Source organism: Rhodanobacter sp. DHG33 (genome assembly GCF_014843005.1).
GTDB lineage: Bacteria > Pseudomonadota > Gammaproteobacteria > Xanthomonadales > Rhodanobacteraceae > Rhodanobacter_A.
This window is the reverse complement of sequence record NZ_JACYXM010000005.1, coordinates 140,580-156,847: the sequence shown is the minus strand read 5'-3', so window position 1 is coordinate 156,847 and position 16,268 is coordinate 140,580. Positions and strand designations below refer to the sequence as shown.

Here is a 16,268-nt window from a genome sequence, read left to right as displayed (position 1 = left end):
GGATTGCGTGCAGGCGACTCCCGGTGCGGGACATCTGGAGGCCATGCATGGGCTTCGAGGAAAAAGATGTACGTAGAGATCAGGCCCGGCTGCGAGACATGGCGTGCGCGCACCAGCGTGCCGCGCCACTGCCATGCCGGCGCTTATGCGGATGTTGTCCTCTCGGGCGGTTTCGAGGAGAGCGGCAGCAGCGGACGCTTTCGCGTGCGCGCCGGCGACGTGCTGATCCACGACAGGTTTCATGCGCATCTCAACCGTTTCGAGCGGCATGACACGCGAATCCTCAGCTTCATCCTGCCGCTAGCGGTCGCGTTTCCGTTGGGCCGCGTCGCGGATGTCGATGCGATTGCGCGCCTGTCCGAACGCGATGCGCCAGCAGTGGCCGAGCTGGTCGGCGAGCAGCTCGCCGAGCGGCCCGCGCCGGAGGAGGATTGGCCCGATCTCCTCGCCAAGGCGATGCTGGCCGATCCCAGCCTGCGCCTTGATCGCTGGGCCGATGCGCACGGTTTGTCCGCCGAAACATTGTCCCGCGGATTCGGGCGCGTTTTTGCCACGACGCCCGCCGCGTTCAGGGCCGAGGTGCGGGCGCGCAAGGCATTCGTGCGCATCACGGAAACGGCTGCGCCGCTTGCGGAGATCGCTGCGGAAGCCGGCTTCGCCGATCAGGCGCACATGACGCGCTCGATAAGGGCGCTGACCGGCGTGCCGCCGCGCCTCTGGCGGTCAAATCCGTTCAAGACGGAAATCGCGCGGACAGGTTGAATGGGGGCATGAACAACCCTGTCGTTTCCGCGCCGCCTTTCCGGCTGAAGTGGTGGCCTATCCTGATCGCCGCCGCGATGGGCCTGGGCTTGCAATTCCTGGCCTCCACCGGCGCGAGCCTGACGATTCTCCGCCTGCACCGACAGGTGCTATCAGGCGGCAGTCCGTCCTGGCTTTTTATCTATCTCCAGCATGGCTACGCGCTGCTGCTGACGCTGGCCTGCATCGCGGCCCTCAAGCGCTGGTGGGTGCCGGCGGACTACGGACTGCACTGGCCGCGCGGCAAGACCTATATCGGCCCGGCGGTCCTCTGGGGACTGCTTTTCGGCGTGCTGATGACACTGGTCGACTACGCACCGCAACTGCTGTGGGGTACCCGGCCGGACATCGGATTTCCACTGACCCGATCGAATGTCTGGAGCTGCATCGTCTTCAGCGGCGTATTCGTCGGCCCTACCGAAGAAATTCCTTTCCGCGCATTGCTCGTCAGCTTCCTCGCCGCAACCATGCCCGGCAAGTTGCGCCTCGGGCGTTTCGAAATGAACGGAGCCGGCGTCATCGTGGCGCTGCTTTTCGCGCTGGCGCATATGGCGAGCTTCTGGACGCAGCCGTGGCCGCTGGCGTTGGGCCAGCAACTCTATGCCGTCGCGCTCGGCGTGCTTTACGCCTATTGGCTGGAGAAATCGGGCAGCATCGTCGCGCCGATCATCGGCCACAACGTCAGCGACGTGACGGAATATCTGATCACGCTGGCGTGGCTCGGCGTGTTCTAGCTGTCGAGCTGGGACGCGAAGCGGTTGATCGTCCCGCGAGAAGTGGCCTCTCGATCGGAAGCGCACGGGTCGTCGGCATGGGGCGCTTGCGCAGCGCACTTCCTGCGAGAGGCGCAAACGCTTTGATGAAGACCATCGCACTCGCGCGGAACAAACTTGACCCGCCGCGGCAGTGCGCGACCTTCAGGGGCAGTGTCTGCTGCGGACATCAACATTGGATACAGACATGCGTCCTGCCGAGGCCGGCAGTGGATGCGCACGAAGCGTGTTGTGCCGCACGCAGACAGTGTGACGAATACCGCGGTACCGGCATGCCGGGCCAAATTGCAGCGATAACCGGGCAATTTGGTATGAAGTTGGCTTGTTCCCATGTGTCGAATACAGGCGCATCATCGGCGCCGTGACACACATACCTCGGGGGGGCATGAACAAGCACATCTGGCACAAGGATTCGATCGGTTTCTGGTTTTCGGTCTGCGTTTATTTCAGTGCATCCGTCGGCTGGTTGATGGTGCACTTCCAGATCGTCCGCTGAGCACTTCCACCAACGGATTCGGAAGTGTTTCACCGCACGGGGTTCAACCACGTTGAACCCGCGAGGCGTCATCTCCCTCGAAAGAATGACTGAGGCGGCTCGGGCGCGCTCTAGCTGGGTTCCTGCTCGTGCGCATCCGGCGCGAATTTGCCGTCCTCGGCCAGGCGCGCGAACAACCCGCCCTGGCGGATCAGATCGTCGAAGCGGCCCTGTTCCACCAGTCGACCCTGGTCCAGCACGAGGATCAGGTCGGCATTGCGCACGGTGGACAGGCGGTGCGCGATCACGAAGGTGGTACGGCCGCGGGTGAGCGCGTCGAGCGCACGCTGGATGCGCGCCTCAGTGGCGTTGTCCAGCGCGCTGGTGGCTTCGTCCAGCACGAGGATGGGGGCGTCCTTCAGCATCGCGCGGGCGATGGCGAGGCGCTGGCGCTCGCCGCCGGACAGCGAACGGCCGCGCTCGGCGACCAGCGTCTCCAGGCCTTCCGGCTTGCGGGCGATGAAGGCGGCGGCCTCGGCGGCAGCGACGGCTTTCTCAATGTCTTCGAGGCCGGCATCCGGCCTGCCCACGCGCAGGTTGTCCAGGATGGACCGATAGAACATGCCCGGATCCTGGAACACCACGCCGATGTTCTGCCGCAGCGAATCAAGCGTGACGCCACGGATGTCGCGGCCGTCGATGGTGACGATGCCGCCGGAGGGATCGTAGGCGCGATACAGCAAGCTGAGCGCGGTGCTCTTGCCGGCGCCGGTGGGCCCGACCAGGGCGATGGTGTCGCCCGGCGCGGCGCGAAAACTCAGTTCGTGCAACGCCGGCTGCACCGGGTCGTAGCCGAAGCTGACCTTGTCGAACACCACTTCGCCACGGACGCGCGGCAGCGCGATCGCATCCGGCGCCTCGACGATGGCCGGGCGCTGGTCGAGCACGGCGAAGTAGTCCTCCAGCGATTGCGTCTGGAAGAACAGCGTGGAGAGAAAGCTGGCGAACTGCTCCAGGCGGCCGATCAGCATGATCGCGAACCCCACGAAGCTGACGATGCCGCCCACCGTGATCTCGCCGCGCGCGTGCAGCGAGGCGCCGAGCGCGAAGATCGCCACGATGGTGAGCGTGCTGGCCGCGCGGTTCAGCACCGACAGGATTGCCCAGCCGCGCAGCACCGGATACTGCGCGGCCAGCACGCGCGTCATCATGTCTTTCAGCGCCGCGGCTTCGGCGCTCAGCCGGGTAAAGCTCTGCACCACGGTGACGTTGCCGAACACGTCGCCGGCGCGCGTGGCGATCTCGTTGTGCAGCTCTTCCACTTCGCCTTGCGCCTTGTGCGTGCGGCGCACCGTGATCGCATTGGAGACCGCGAAGCTGAGCATCAGCCCGATCATCAGCAGCGCCAGCTTCCAGTTCATCGCCAGCGCCACCGGCACCATCACGAAAATGGACAGCAAAGTGGCCAGATGTTCGCGGAAGAAGCTCAGCCACAGGTTGAACAGGTTGCTCACGCCGTTGTTCATGATCCGCGCGAGGCGGCCGGTGTGGTACTCGCCGTGGAAGGCCAGCGGCAGTGCGGCGGCATGCTCGAAGAACGCCGCGATCGCGGCCAGCCGGCGGCGATGCGCGAGGCGGTCCGCGTGCAGCGACGCCCATACTGCCGCCGCGACCCCGCCGAAGCCGACCAGCGCCCACAGCGCGATCAGCCGCGGCGCGTCGCCGGCATGCGTGGAGGAAAGCGCATCCACCACGCGGCCGAACAGCACCGGTTCCAGGAAATAGACGCCGGCCAGCGCGAGGTTGGCCAGCACCAGCGCGATCGCAAGCCTGCGCTCGGGGGCGAGCAGCGCGAGCACGCGCACGTAAAGTCGCAGGATGGACATGGCGGGCGGCACTCCTTGGCGTCCGGTGGGTCGGGGGCAGGTCCCTGATTCTGCCGTCATGCGGGTGAAAGCGCTGCGGCAGGAATCCTTCTGCCTCGCGAGAAGGCAGCAACTTTCAGGCGTAGCAGCGTCGGTGGAACGGCGAAGCCGGCCCCGGTAAGCCAGTATGAATGCCTTGATGGGGCGAGCCGAATCGCGCGAGGGTGCCGTCGAAGCACGGCGTTGCGACGTGCCTGAATCCTCACCACCCAGCCCGTCTCCTGATGCAAGAGAAGAGCGAAGTATTTATGCCCGCGCGGCTATCTCGTCGATGCGCTTCAGCATGTCGGCGGGATCCTCGTACACCCGCAGCGCACCGGCGCGGGCGAGTTCGTCCTCGCCGTAGCCGCCGGAGAGCAGGCCCACGCCGATCGCGCGGGCGCGCTGCGCGGCCAGCATGTCCCACACGCTGTCGCCGACGACGACGGCGTGGTGGATGTCCACGCCCAGCCGCTCGGCGGCGGCGAGGAACAGATCGGGATCGGGCTTGGCGTGGCGCACCTGGTCGCGCGTCACCACCGGCACCTTGGCGGGATCGACACCCAGTGCATCCAGGTTGTGGATGGCCGTGCGCAGCTGGCCGCTCGTGGCGATGGCCCAGGGAAGGTCCTGTTCGGTGAGGTAGGCCAGCAGCTCGCGCGCGCCGGGCAGCGGTTTCACCGCGCCCTGCGCGTGCAGCCGGTTGAACGCCTCGGCGTGGGTGTCGTAGAGCCGCTGGCGGCGCTCCTCGCTGATCTCCAGCCCGGTCTCGCGCAGCAGCACGCGGGTGAACAGGCCGCCGCTCATGCCGATGCGGCGATGAATGCGCCACACGGAGAGGTCGATGCCCTCGGCATCCAGCGCCTCCTTCCATGCCAGCACGTGCTGGTAGACGCTGTCGACGAGGGTGCCGTCGAGGTCGAACAGGAAGGCGGTGTTACGGCGTGGCATGGCGGATCCGTGGCTGAGGCGGAGCGGGAAGGTTTGCGATCGCGTGGGGAGCGATGATGAAAAGTGTGGCCAAGGCGGCCACCCGTTTGATTTTTGCGATCAGGGACGATCGCAAGGAGCAAGACTGTGTCCCGCCGTACGCAGCGCGATGGCCGCCGCGCCGAGCAGGCCGGGCTCGGGGTGGATGATGGCCAGCGTGGGTACGCGCTCCATCGTCTCGCGGAAACGCCCCTTGGCCTCGAAGCGCTCGCGGAAGCCGCCGCGATGCAGCCACGGCAGCAGGAAGGGCAGCACGCCGCCGGTGAGGTAGACGCCGTCCCAGCCGCCCAGGCTCAGCACCAGGTCGCCGGCCACGCTGCCGAAGATGCCGGCCAGCGTCTCCACCGTGCGCACGCACAGCGGGTCGCTGCCGGCCTCGGCGTGCGAGGTGATGTCTTCGGGCGTGTATTCCTCGGGAGCCTGGCCGGCGATGTCGGCCAGCGCCAGGTAGAGGTTCACCAGGCCGTTGCCGCAGATCATGCGCTCGTTGGAGACGCGGCCGAAGCGCGCGTTGAGTCGGTGCAGGATCTCCACGTCCTCGGCGGTGTGCGCGGCGAACCCGGCATGGCCGCCTTCGCTTTCCAGCACGATCCACTGTCCGTCGCGCCACAGCAGGCCGGCCACGCCCAGGCCGGTGCCCGGGCCCATCACCACGAAGGTCTGCGACTGCGGCTGGTCCAGGTGCGGGGCGCTCAGCGGGCCGACCGGCGCCAGCGCGTCGGCGGCCAGCAACGGTATCGCCATGCTCTGCGCGGCGAAGTCGTTCACCAGATGCACGGCTTCCATGCGCAGGTCGGCCTGCAGCACCTGCGACGAAATCGCCCAGGGGTTGTTGGTGACCTTCACCGTCTCGCCGCCGGCGATGCGACCCGCCGCGGCGATCACCGCCTGCCCGGCCCGGCAGCCGGTATCGGCGAAATACTGCCGCGCGGCATCGGCCAGCGAGGCGAAGTCCTTCACCCGGTAGCGCCTGACGCTGTCCATGCGCAATGGCGTGGCGACGCTGTCGCCGGCCAGTGCGAAGCGCACATTGGTGCCGCCCAGATCGGCGAGCAGGGTGGGGGAGTTTCCTTGGGACATTCGGGGACGACCTGCAATAGCGCACGAGCACAAGCGGTAAGCGTGCCTTGTCAGGCCGGGGTACGTCCACTGTGTGCATACGTATGGAGCCGGAACGCCACGGATACGAGGCATCGGGTACGGGTGGATTCACCCGGATCGGGGTCGTGTGGCGGCCTCAGGCGCGCTTTTTACCTCCCGAGCCGGCAGGTGGAGCGCCGGCGGTGGGCGCGTCCTGCGCTGCCAGCGCGCTCAGCAGCGTTTGGCCGTCTGGACTGCCAAGCCCGGTGCAGGGATCCCAGCCCTTGGCGGCGGCATAGGCGCCGTTGTTGCCCTGGGTGATGTCGCGGAAGGCGGACTCGCCGATCTGGTAGAGCGCGACATGCACGTCGCCCACGGCGCGGCCCAGCGACTGGTTGCAGCGGGCCAGCAGCGCGGCCCACAGCGGCGCCACCGCGCTGGTGCCGCCGATCACCTGGTCCTGGCCGTCCACGCGCACCTGGTAGCCGGTGAGCGGGTCGGCATCGCCCGCGACGTCGGGCACGCCGCGGCCTGCGAAGCCGTTCGGCGCCTTCGGCACGTTGCTGCCCTGTTGCCAGGTCGGCAGGGCGTAGTCCGTGCTCACGCCGCCGCCGGTGGCGCCCTCGTTCGAAGCGGTTTCGTTCCACACCACTTCGCTCTTGATCGTGCTCGCACTGGCGGTGAGCGTGGTGCCGCCGCAGGCCAGCGAATACGGGCTGGAGGCGGGGAAGTCCACGTGCGGCTGGCCGTCGCTTTCGCCGTCGCTGGAGCCGCTGTCGCCCGCGGCGACAGTCACCGAGACGCCCAGTGCGGCGGCGTCTTCCAGCGCGCTCTGCATCGCGGCGAGCGAGGACGCGCTCCAGCTGGCCTCGGGGCCGCCCCAGCTGATCGAGATCACCGAAGGTTTGCGCTGCGTGTCGTGCGCGGCCTGCGAGATCGCCTCGTAGAAACCCTGGTCGGTGTTCGGCGCGAAGTACACCGCGATCGCCGCGCCAGGCGCCAGCGAGCCCACCACCTCGATGTCCAGCATCACCTCACCGTCGGCCTCGCCGCCGGGGCTGTTCTTGCCGCCCGATACCGCGACCGCGGTCACCGTGGGTTCCGGGCTGATGCCGAGCGCGGTGAAGTAGGTGGTGAGGTCGGTCTGGCTGAAACCGCCGCCCAGCTCGATCAGCGCCACGCACTGGCCGCTGCCGTCGGTGTTGGCGGGGAAGTTGTAGAGCTGCCCGACCTGCGGCGGAGTGTAGGTCTGGTTCGGCGTTGCGAGCGGCTTGCGGAATTGCGGCTTGGCCACCGGGCGGCGATCCAGACCCAGCACGGCGATCACGGATGGGGCGATGTCGGTCGGAAGCGCGGGAGCCCGTTCGCAACCCACCACGTATCGACGCAGGCCGGGCCAGCGATAGCGCCCCAGCTGCACGCCGAACGCGCGCTGCAGCGCGTCCACTGAGCCGCGCAGATGGAGCACGCGCCGATGCGGGTCGCAGCCGGTCTCGACGAGGCCGTATGTCTTGGCATGGCCGCGCATGCGCGCTATGTCGGCCGGATCGGCGCCGCAATGCGCGCCGAATTCGCCGCGCGGCCAGCGCGGGCGTTGCGGCCACGTTGCAGGTGTCGGCGGCTGCCCCATGCGACGTAGTACCACGGTGACCGTCAGTGGCGTGCGGCTGGTGTGCGGGCCGAGGTAGCGCGCGCCTGCGGGCAGCGGATGGTCGGCGTGGGTGGCCTGGCGTGGGGACGTGTTCATGGCAGTGCCTCGCGTTGGGTCGCGGCCAGCCTGCCCGGGTCGATGTATGCATTGCGTGTGTTTGATGTTGGTGCTTCGTAGGTTTGCGGTCCCGGGCGGGATCCGCGCCATGCGGCGCTAAAATGGGCGGATTCCCGCACAAGGTCCCGCCATGAGCTTCCCCGCCATCCGCCCCCGCCGCATGCGCCGCGATGCCTTCTCCCGCGCGCTGATGCGCGAGCACACCCTGCTGCCCAGCGACCTCATCATGGTGGCCTTCGTGATCGAGGGCGAGACGAAGCGCGAGCCGGTGCCTTCGATGCCGGGCGTGGACCGACTCTCCATCGACGAGCTGCTGAAGCTGGCCGGCGAATGCGTGCGGCTGGGCATCCCTGCGCTGGCGCTGTTCCCCTCGCCGGGGCAGGACGTGAAGAGCGAGGATGCGCGCGAGGCGTGGAGCCCCGACAACCTCATGCACCGCGCCACTCGCGCGCTGAAGGCGAAGTACCCCGAGCTCGGCCTGGTCGGCGACGTGGCGCTCGACCCCTACACCACGCACGGCCAGGACGGCCTGATCGACGAACACGGCTACGTGATGAACGAGCCTACCGTCGAGGCGCTGGTGAAGATGTCGCTGGCGCAGGCCGACGCCGGCATGGACGTGGTGGCGCCTTCCGACATGATGGACGGCCGCATCGGCGCGATCCGCGATGCGCTGGAGGCTGCCGGCCACATCCATACCCGCATCCTCGCCTACTCGGCGAAATACGCATCGAGTTTCTACGGCCCGTTCCGCGACGCGGTGGGTTCGTCCGCCAACCTCGGCAAGGGCAACAAGCACACCTACCAGATGGATGTGGCCAACAGCGACGAGGCGCTGCGCGAAGTCGAGCTGGACATTCAAGAGGGAGCGGACATGGTGATGGTGAAGCCGGGCCTGCCCTACCTCGACGTGCTGCGCCGGGTGAAGGACGCCTTCGGCATGCCCACCTTCGTGTACCAGGTGAGCGGCGAGTACGCCATGCTCAAGGCCGCCGCGCAGAACGGCTGGCTGGACGAGAAAGCCGTGGTGCTGGAAACCCTCACCGCCTTCAAGCGCGCCGGTGCCGACGGCATCCTCACCTACTTCGCGGTGGATGCGGCGAGGTGGCTGCGGGGAGAGTGAGCCCGGTGCCGTGCGCCGACTGGAAGAACGGGCCTGCCATCCATGGACAGGCCCGCAGTACGGCTGTTTTTCAAGGCACTTCTGTCACCGGTGAACCTTTCCGGACGGTGTAGGCCACCACGAACTTCAGGGGCTTTCGGGCATCGGCGTTGGCGAACACGGTATGGGCCGTCATGGCCTGGTCGTGAAAACCCTGTCCGACGGTCAAGGTGACGGGAGCCTCCGTTCCGAATGCGGAGCGCGCCTTGCCCTCGACGATGTATCCGATGCCCTCGACCGGGTGGTGATGCAGTGGTGCCGCGATACCCGGTGCGAAGGTGATCAGGTAGAGCCGGGTTTCGAGATCCGTGCCCGGCACATCGCTATGTTCAAGTTCGATCCGGCTGATGGATGCCGGCGTCGCTGCGGCATCGGGTGCCGGCGGTGCGTTAGCCGATGTCGCGGCGATTGCCGGTAGTGCAAGCAGGGCCAGGATGCATTGGAGCGGAGCTGCGGTCTTCATGTGGTTGCTCCGTGGGCGGGGCGAGGAGGCGGTCCGGACGCGGGGGCTGCGAGAGGCAGTGCGTCAGCCCGTGGCGGCCTGCTGGATCGCAGCGCCAAGCTCCTCGTTGGTGTAGGCCTTGCCGCCGATGCCCCAGGCGCCGTCGAGCGCGTACGTCACGTTGACGAAGGTCCGTTCGCGCGGGTGCGGACTGCCCTTGAGCCGGTCGATGATGTCGGTGACTTCGCCCACGAAGGCCTGCTTGACGCCGGCGTCGGGAAAAGTCGCCGCCGGTACTTTCACCTCGACGATGGCGAGCGATTGCGGCCGACCGCCGGCGTAGCTGGTCGATTCGGGGCTCACGACCACATGGCCGATGACGTTCGGCGTCATGAAGGCGTTGCCGTCGAGGCCGTGCACGCGCAGCAGCGCATCGGCGATGAGGGGAAACACTTCGCGCTCGCCCTGCGGGGTGAGCAGGCCTTGGCTGAGCTGGATGGAAATGGGCATGGCAATAACTCCTAAAGAAATCCGGTGGATTGATCGGGTCGTGAACCTTGCGACTGCGCCACGTCCGCCATATAACGGTCGTGACGCGGCGATCGTTTCATAACGATCGTTATGTAGTCAAGTACCACATTGCGACCGTTATTCGGAGATTTCGATGGCACACAAGGCGGGACAGAAAGAAGCGGGCAGGGCGAAGATCCTGCAGAGCGCCGGGCGGATGTTCCGCAGCCATGGATTCGGCGGTTGCGGCGTGGATGGCCTGGCCAAGGGCGCCGACGTGACATCGGGAGCCTTCTACGCACATTTCAAGTCGAAGGCGGATGCCTTCCGCGAAGCGGTGGTCGTGGGGTTGTCGGACCTGCGGCATGGCGTCGAGCAGATGCGCGAGCGGCTGGGCGACCGTTGGCGCAGCGGCTTCGTCGACTTCTACCTGGGCGACCGTCGCACCTGCGATCTGGCCGACAGTTGCGCCGTGCAGAGCCTTTCCAGCGAAGTGGCGCGCGCCAGCGACGACGCGCGTCTGGCCTACGAAGCGGAGCTGCAGGGAGTCATCGAGGCCATGGCCGCCGGATTGAACGGCAAACCCAAGGCGCGGCGCGAGGAGGCGATCGCGCTGCTGGCCTTGCTGGTGGGCGGCGTCACGCTGGCCCGCGCCGTGCAGAATCCGGCCACCAGCGATGCGATTGCGGCAGCGGTGCGCAAGGCGGCCCATGCGATGGAGACCTCGGAAGCGCATTGATGCCGTTGCGGGCACCATGGATCGAGAAGTTGTCACGCCGCCTCTAACGGTCGTCGGGCGAACGATGATGAGCGGCGGCGCGAAAGTGGCTGCAGCCATCCTGCCCGGAAAAATCCAGACAGGTGGCCGCCCCACGGCCTAACCGGCAAGCAGAATCCCGACAGGTTTCCACCTCGATCGAGCAACCTTGGCCACGCGCCAAGCAAAGGAGCGTTATGAAGCCGTGGGGTATGGCCCTGGTTCTGCTGATCGCATGCGCCAGCGTGCACGCAAGGCCGGCAGTCTGGCAGCCGGGTGCCGGGTTCACGCAGATGCCGCTGTGGCCGGGCACGCCGCCCGACATGAAGGCGATGCCCGGGCCGGAAAAGACGGACACCGGCACCGAGCTGCTCGCCGGCAAGACCGTGACCGCCGTGCGCAATGTGTCGCAACCCACCCTGACGGTCTATGCGCCGCAGGGAAAGAACACGGGCGCTGCCGTGGTGGTGATCCCCGGTGGCGGCTTCGAGATCCTGGCCATCGACCTGGAAGGCACGGAGATCTGCGACTGGCTGACCTCGCGTGGCATCACCTGCGTATTGTTGAAGTACCGCGTACCGAGTCCGCCTTACGACTGGCACACCGACAGCCGGCCGCACAATTACCAGGTACCGACGATGGCGCTGGAGGACGTGCAGCGCACGATGGGCCTGGTGCGCCTGCACGCGAAGGCATGGAACATCGATCCGCACAAGGTCGGCGTGGTCGGCTTCTCCGCCGGTGGTTTCCTGGTGGCGGAAATCAGCACGCACTACGGCAAGCGCTTGTACAAGCCGGTGGACGCGGCCGATAAGGAAAGCGCGCGCCCGGATTTCGCGATGGCGATCTACCCGGGGCACCTCGCGCTGGAGAACGGCAAGTTGAATCCCAACGTGCCCGTCACCCACGACACGCCGCCCACCTTCATCGTGCAGGCCGAGAACGACAACGTGGACGGCGTGCAGCAGGCGCTGACGTATTTCGCCGCTCTGAAGGCAGCCGACGTGCCGACGGAGATGCACCTGTATGCGCAGGGCGGGCATGCTTTCGGCGTGCGGCGCACGAACCTGCCGATCACCCACTGGACCGATCTGGCGGATGCGTGGATGCAGACGATAGGTATGCTTCCCCGCTGAGACAGCTCAGGCGCATTGCTACAAATTCTTGTGGGGCAATGGACTCGCAAGAATCGTCCCGGGAAGACTCCGCGCGCTGTGTTGGCAATGGTCTGCGGAACGGCCGTCGCGGATCGTGGTCACGAAATTCCATGATTGCGACCGTGCCCGTACCGTTCTGCGACGCAGAATGACGGACGAATTTCCATCCGATACCCGTCGTCATCTAGAAGCCTTGGTCATGCGCCGGGGCAAAGGGGCATCATGAAAGCGTGGTTCGTATTCTTCGCTCTACTGTTCGCATGTGCGGGTGCGCATGCGGCGCAAACAGTCTGGCAGCCTTCCGCCGGTCACCTGCAGATGCCATTGTGGCCAGGTACCGCACCCGACATGAAAGCGATGCCGGGGCTGGAGTACGCGGCGCCGCGAAAGGAGCATCTGATCGCGGGCAAGCCGTGGCTGGAAGTGGCCGACGTGTCGCGGCCCACGATGACGGTCTATGCGCCGCAGGGGAAGAACACGAACGCCGCGGTCGTGGTGATCCCTGGCGGCGGCTTCGAAGTGCTGGCCATGGATCTGGAAGGCACCGAGATCTGCGACTGGCTGACCTCGCGCGGCATCACCTGCGTGCTGCTGAAATACCGTGTGCCGGGCGCGCCTTACGACTGGCATTGCAAGTGTCGGCCCGATGACTACGAAGTGCCAACGATGGCGCTGGAAGACGTGCAACGCACCATGGGTCTGGTGCGCCTGCACGCGAAGGCGTGGAACATCGATCCGCACAAGGTTGGTGTGGTTGGCTTCTCCGCCGGCGGTTTCCTGGTGGCGGAAATCAGCACGCACTACGGCAAGCGCTTGTACAAGCCGGTGGACGCGGCCGACAAGGAAAGCGCGCGCCCGGATTTCGCGATGGCGATCTACCCGGGACACCTCGCGCTGGAGAACGGCAAGTTGAATCCCAACGTGCCCGTCACTCACGACACGCCCCCCACCTTCATCGTGCAGGCGGAGAATGACGATGAGGACGGCGTGCAGCAGGCGCTGACGTATTTCGCCGCTCTGAGGGCGGCCGACGTACCGACGGAGATGCACCTGTACGCGCAGGGCGGCCACGCCTTCGGTTTGCGGCGCACGAACCTGCCGATCACCCACTGGACCGATCTGGCGGATGCGTGGATGCAGACGATAGGCGTGCTTCCCCGCTGAGACGGCTCATGCGTATTGCGCGATGCCGTTGCCGAACGACCAGTTCTCTTTGGCAGTTTCCAACAGGTTGATGAAGACATCCTCGGGCCGTAGGCCGGGATCGGCAGCGAGGTTCTCGGCCACGCGGCGATAAAACGCCTGCTTCTGCGCCACCGTACGCGTGTTGTTGCAGGCGATCTGCACGATCACCAGGTCATTGCTGCGCGCGATGCCGAGGTAGTTCGGGTCGCAGTCGAATTCCTCGGCGTCGTGCTGGTGGATCAGGATGAAACGATCGTCTTCCGGCACGTTGAAGGTTTCGCGCATGGCGGCGTAGATGCCGTTGCGCAGGGCGGCGAGATGGGTGGCGGACTTGCCGCGGCGCAGGGAGATGCGGACGAGGGGCATGGGGTCTCTCCGATGGTTGTCGTGGGGTGCATCACCGCGGTTGCGATACGTGGCCGACGCGGTAGGCCTGGCATCCTGCGCCAGCGAGGCCGGAGCGCATTTCAGGCCACAGCCGGAAGCGCCCTAGCGTCCAGTTGGCCGGGTCGCAGGCAGTGACCGCGGCAAGCGCGCCGTCGGCCATCGCGGCGTGCGCGGATTCGGCTTCCCTGCGCTGCCAGTCCGCCAGGTCGGCGTGGTCGGGCAGGGCCACGACCTCGCGCGTGGCGTAGCTCGCACCGCGCAGGTCATGGGTCAGTTCCGCCTGCCATGGTATCCAGCTTCGCACTGCGGGGCGCCCGAAGTCCTGCGACAGCGCGGCAAATCCGGCACCGCCGAGGAAAGCGTTCATGCCTGCGCTGTCGCGCCATAGGTAGAACGGCGCGTAGAGGTTGTCGCGGCTGGGCCATTCGCCGTCGTCACGTGCGGCATACAGCCATGCTTTGAACGCGAGGCCGGGAAAGTCGTCCAGCAGATGGCCCTTGTCCGCGATGCGGCGGCGGATGATCCCCATGTCGTAGTCGACAGGAAGGGTGATGGTGTATTGCATCGCGATCATGGCGCACGCTCCGCGCGGATCTTGCGCAGCACGCCGATGGCCGAGAACGCGCAGGGCCAGCCGGCGTAGAACGCGAGGTGGGTGATGAGCTCGATCAACTCCTCGTCCGCGAGGCCGTTGTCGCGGGCGCGGTCGAGGTGGAACGGCAGCTGCTCGGTGCGATTCAGGGCGATCAGCGCCGCCACCGTGGCGATGCTGCGTTCGCGCGGGCCGAGCTCCTTGCGCGACCAGACGTCGGCGAACAGCACCTCGTCGGTGAGGTCCGCCAGTTTCGGGGCGATGTCGCCGATGCTCTTGCGTGCGTAGTGCGGATCGTGGGCCATCGGGAAGTCTCCGGCGTGCAGTTGACTGGAGCCACGATAGCGGCCGATCATGATCCTGAAAATCGGGAAATTCTGCACTAATGATCCCGAAAAACAGGATGATTGCCATGCCTCGCGTCAATTTCGATATCGATACGCTGCGCAGCTTCGCCACGGGCATCGAACTCGGCAGTTTCGCGCAGGCGGCCGAGCGCCTGAACCGTTCCACCTCGGCGGTGAGCGCGCAGCTCAAGAAGCTGGAACTGCAGGCCGGCACGCCGTTGCTGCGCAAGGCCGGCCGCGGCATGGCGCTCACTGAAGCCGGCGAAACGATGCTGGGCTACGCCCGACGCCTGCTGGAGTTGAACGACGAAGCCGTCGCCGCGATCCGTGGCGTGGAGCTGGCGGGAAGAGTGCGACTGGGCATGCAGGAAGATTTCGGCGAAAGACTGCTGCCCGCGGTGCTTGGCCGTTTCGCGCGTACGCACCCCAGGCTGCGCATCGAGGCACGCATCGCGCGCAACGCGGAGCTGCTCGACGGCGTGAACAAGGGCAAGCTCGACCTTGCGTTGGCATGGGAGGCCGGTGCGGCAAGCCCGCACGCGGAACGCGTGGGACGCTGGCCGATGCGCTGGGTCGTTGCGGCCGACGCATCCACGCCGAAACTCCACCAGCGCGGCGAATCGCTGCCGCTGGTGGTGCTGGAATCGCCCTGCCTGCTGCGCAGCGCGGCCATCGCGGCATTGGATCGCGCAGGCATCGCCTGGCGCATCGCCTTCAGCAGCACCAGCCTTGCCGGAACCTGGGCCGCGGTGAATGCGGGATTGGGCGTGAGCGTACGCACGTCGCTGGGCCTGCCGGACAACGTGCGCGCATTGAGCGCGAAGCAGGCGGGATTGCCTGCGCTGCCCATGCTCGGCCTGGCGCTCTACCGCGCCGAGGCGGAACCGTCCCCGGCGGTGGCGCAGCTGGCGGGCATCATCCAGCGCACATTGGCAGCAGGGTGATCGCGACACCCGTGCGCATCCTGTGCGCGAATGTCCCGTCGCTTCGATCAGGGCCATAAAGCTGACGCGTGCAGGAAGTGCTCTTGCGGCGCCAAACTGCGCGAGGCGTTTTCAGTGCGCGTGCTTCGGAGGAACCAGCTTGATCTCGTAGAGCTTCGGCCAGCACTTGCCGGTAACGAACAGGCGGTCGTGCTGGGCATCGTAGGCGATGCCGTTGAGCACGTCGTTGACCGGGTCCGCCAGCGTACTGGCCGGCGGCACGAGGCCGCCGAGCTCGATCCAGCCGACCACCTTGCCGCTGGCCGGATCGATGCGCGCGATGCGCGTGGTGAGCCACACGTTGGCGTAGATCTGGCCCTTTACCCATTCCAGTTCGTTGATGTTCGCGAGCGGCTGGCCGTCGGCGGTCACGTCGATCTGGCCGGTCTGCTGCAGCGTGTCCGGATCGAGGATGCGGATGGTCGGCGTGCCGTCGCTCATGTAGAGCCGCGTGCCGTCGCTGGTGAGCGCCCAGCCTTCGCCGGCATAGGGGAAGCGCGCCTGCGGCTTCAGCGTGGCGAGGTCGTAGACGAAGCCTTCGTGGTTCTGCCAGCTGAGCTGGATCAGCTTGTCCTTCCACACCGCGATGCCTTCGCCGTAGTCCGGCCACGGCGTGGGTGCGGACTGCAGCACCTTGCCGGTCTGCAGATCCACCTTGCGCACGGTCGAGCTGCCCACCTGGCCGGTGCTCTCGTAGAGGTGGCCGTCCAGGTAGAGCAGGCCCTCGGTATAAGCCTTGGTGTCGTGCGGATAGCTGCGCACTACGTGATAGCCGTACACGGGGATGGAGTCTTGTGCCTGCAGTGGGGCGACAAGGGCGATGGCGAGCGCGGCGATGGCGGCGAGGGTTTTCATGGTCGGGGATCATCCCATGGTCTGGCGATGCGGGGCAGCACCGGGCATGAATGGCGATTGGGGTGTGCTAGCGATCGCGCGGCTGAGGCGGCTGTTTCTC

General features: G+C 66.7%; 17 protein-coding genes. 7 read left to right on the top strand and 10 right to left on the bottom strand.

All coding sequences use genetic code 11. The annotated features are described in order from the left end of the window. Positions 1 to 66 precede the first annotated feature (66 nt). Positions 67 to 762, top strand: a complete 696-nt coding sequence (locus IHE46_RS11280; RefSeq protein ID WP_192164743.1) for a helix-turn-helix transcriptional regulator — start codon at positions 67 to 69, stop codon at positions 760 to 762. Between the two features lie 8 nt (positions 763 to 770). Then, the gene (locus tag IHE46_RS11275) at positions 771 to 1,535 is read left to right on the top strand and encodes a CPBP family intramembrane glutamic endopeptidase (protein ID WP_192164742.1); all 765 of its coding nucleotides are present in this window, start codon (positions 771 to 773) and stop codon (positions 1,533 to 1,535) included. Positions 1,536 to 2,180: 645 nt separating this feature from the next. On the opposite strand, the gene IHE46_RS11270 is transcribed toward IHE46_RS11275, so the two are convergent. From IHE46_RS11270 to IHE46_RS11255, 4 genes are all read right to left on the bottom strand, one after another. Beyond that, complete coding sequence (locus IHE46_RS11270) at positions 2,181 to 3,935, bottom strand: glucan ABC transporter ATP-binding protein/ permease (RefSeq protein WP_192164741.1); 1,755 nt, start codon at positions 3,933 to 3,935, stop codon at positions 2,181 to 2,183. Between the two features lie 285 nt (positions 3,936 to 4,220). After that, a complete protein-coding gene (locus IHE46_RS11265; protein ID WP_192164740.1) occupies positions 4,221 to 4,904 on the bottom strand; it encodes an HAD family hydrolase in 684 nt (227 codons plus the stop codon). A 99-nt stretch (positions 4,905 to 5,003) separates the two neighbouring features. Further along, entirely contained in the window at positions 5,004 to 6,023 is a 1,020-nt protein-coding gene (gene glk / locus IHE46_RS11260) for a glucokinase (protein WP_192164739.1), read from the bottom strand. Positions 6,024 to 6,180: 157 nt separating this feature from the next. Then, positions 6,181 to 7,770, bottom strand: a complete 1,590-nt coding sequence (locus IHE46_RS11255; RefSeq protein WP_192164738.1) for a S53 family serine peptidase — start codon at positions 7,768 to 7,770, stop codon at positions 6,181 to 6,183. Positions 7,771 to 7,921: 151 nt separating this feature from the next. On the opposite strand from IHE46_RS11255, the gene hemB reads away from it, so the two are divergent. Continuing rightward, positions 7,922 to 8,914, top strand: a complete 993-nt coding sequence (gene hemB, locus IHE46_RS11250; RefSeq protein WP_192164737.1) for a porphobilinogen synthase — start codon at positions 7,922 to 7,924, stop codon at positions 8,912 to 8,914. A gap of 70 nt (positions 8,915 to 8,984) precedes the next feature. Here hemB and IHE46_RS11245 read toward each other — a convergent pair whose 3' ends face one another. Continuing rightward, positions 8,985 to 9,416, bottom strand: a complete 432-nt coding sequence (locus IHE46_RS11245) for a cupin domain-containing protein (RefSeq protein ID WP_192164736.1) — start codon at positions 9,414 to 9,416, stop codon at positions 8,985 to 8,987. A 63-nt stretch (positions 9,417 to 9,479) separates the two neighbouring features. Next, a complete protein-coding gene (locus IHE46_RS11240) occupies positions 9,480 to 9,905 on the bottom strand; it encodes a hypothetical protein (protein ID WP_192164735.1) in 426 nt (141 codons plus the stop codon). 154 nt (positions 9,906 to 10,059) lie between these two features. Here IHE46_RS11240 and IHE46_RS11235 point away from each other — a divergent pair, with 154 nt between their 5' ends. From IHE46_RS11235 to IHE46_RS11225, 3 genes are all read left to right on the top strand, one after another. Beyond that, complete coding sequence (locus tag IHE46_RS11235) at positions 10,060 to 10,644, top strand: TetR/AcrR family transcriptional regulator (RefSeq protein ID WP_192164734.1); 585 nt, start codon at positions 10,060 to 10,062, stop codon at positions 10,642 to 10,644. Between the two features lie 230 nt (positions 10,645 to 10,874). Next, the gene (locus IHE46_RS11230; protein WP_225562997.1) at positions 10,875 to 11,798 is read left to right on the top strand and encodes an alpha/beta hydrolase; all 924 of its coding nucleotides are present in this window, start codon (positions 10,875 to 10,877) and stop codon (positions 11,796 to 11,798) included. Between the two features lie 339 nt (positions 11,799 to 12,137). Next, positions 12,138 to 12,983 (top strand): alpha/beta hydrolase, encoded by an 846-nt coding sequence (locus tag IHE46_RS11225; RefSeq protein ID WP_225563017.1) that lies wholly within the window; start codon positions 12,138 to 12,140, stop codon positions 12,981 to 12,983. A gap of 6 nt (positions 12,984 to 12,989) precedes the next feature. Here the strand turns inward: IHE46_RS11225 and IHE46_RS11220 are convergent, their stop codons facing one another. From IHE46_RS11220 to IHE46_RS11210, 3 genes are read right to left on the bottom strand one after another with little or no spacing between them, the layout of a single operon-like run. Then, positions 12,990 to 13,370 (bottom strand): tautomerase family protein, encoded by a 381-nt coding sequence (locus IHE46_RS11220; RefSeq protein ID WP_192164731.1) that lies wholly within the window; start codon positions 13,368 to 13,370, stop codon positions 12,990 to 12,992. 31 nt (positions 13,371 to 13,401) lie between these two features. Further along, positions 13,402 to 13,965, bottom strand: a complete 564-nt coding sequence (locus tag IHE46_RS11215) for a DUF4865 family protein (RefSeq protein ID WP_192164730.1) — start codon at positions 13,963 to 13,965, stop codon at positions 13,402 to 13,404. Beyond that, complete coding sequence (locus tag IHE46_RS11210) at positions 13,962 to 14,288, bottom strand: carboxymuconolactone decarboxylase family protein (protein WP_192164729.1); 327 nt, start codon at positions 14,286 to 14,288, stop codon at positions 13,962 to 13,964. The genes IHE46_RS11215 and IHE46_RS11210 overlap by 4 nt, the downstream gene beginning before the upstream one ends. 107 nt (positions 14,289 to 14,395) lie before the next feature. On the opposite strand from IHE46_RS11210, the gene IHE46_RS11205 reads away from it, so the two are divergent. After that, positions 14,396 to 15,274: a LysR substrate-binding domain-containing protein gene (locus tag IHE46_RS11205; protein ID WP_192164728.1), complete on the top strand. Its 879-nt coding sequence runs from the start codon at positions 14,396 to 14,398 to the stop codon at positions 15,272 to 15,274. A gap of 111 nt (positions 15,275 to 15,385) precedes the next feature. On the opposite strand, the gene IHE46_RS11200 is transcribed toward IHE46_RS11205, so the two are convergent. Beyond that, positions 15,386 to 16,168, bottom strand: coding sequence for a glutaminyl-peptide cyclotransferase (locus tag IHE46_RS11200; protein ID WP_192164727.1), 783 nt, complete (start codon positions 16,166 to 16,168; stop codon positions 15,386 to 15,388). Between the last annotated feature and the right edge of the window lie 100 nt (positions 16,169 to 16,268).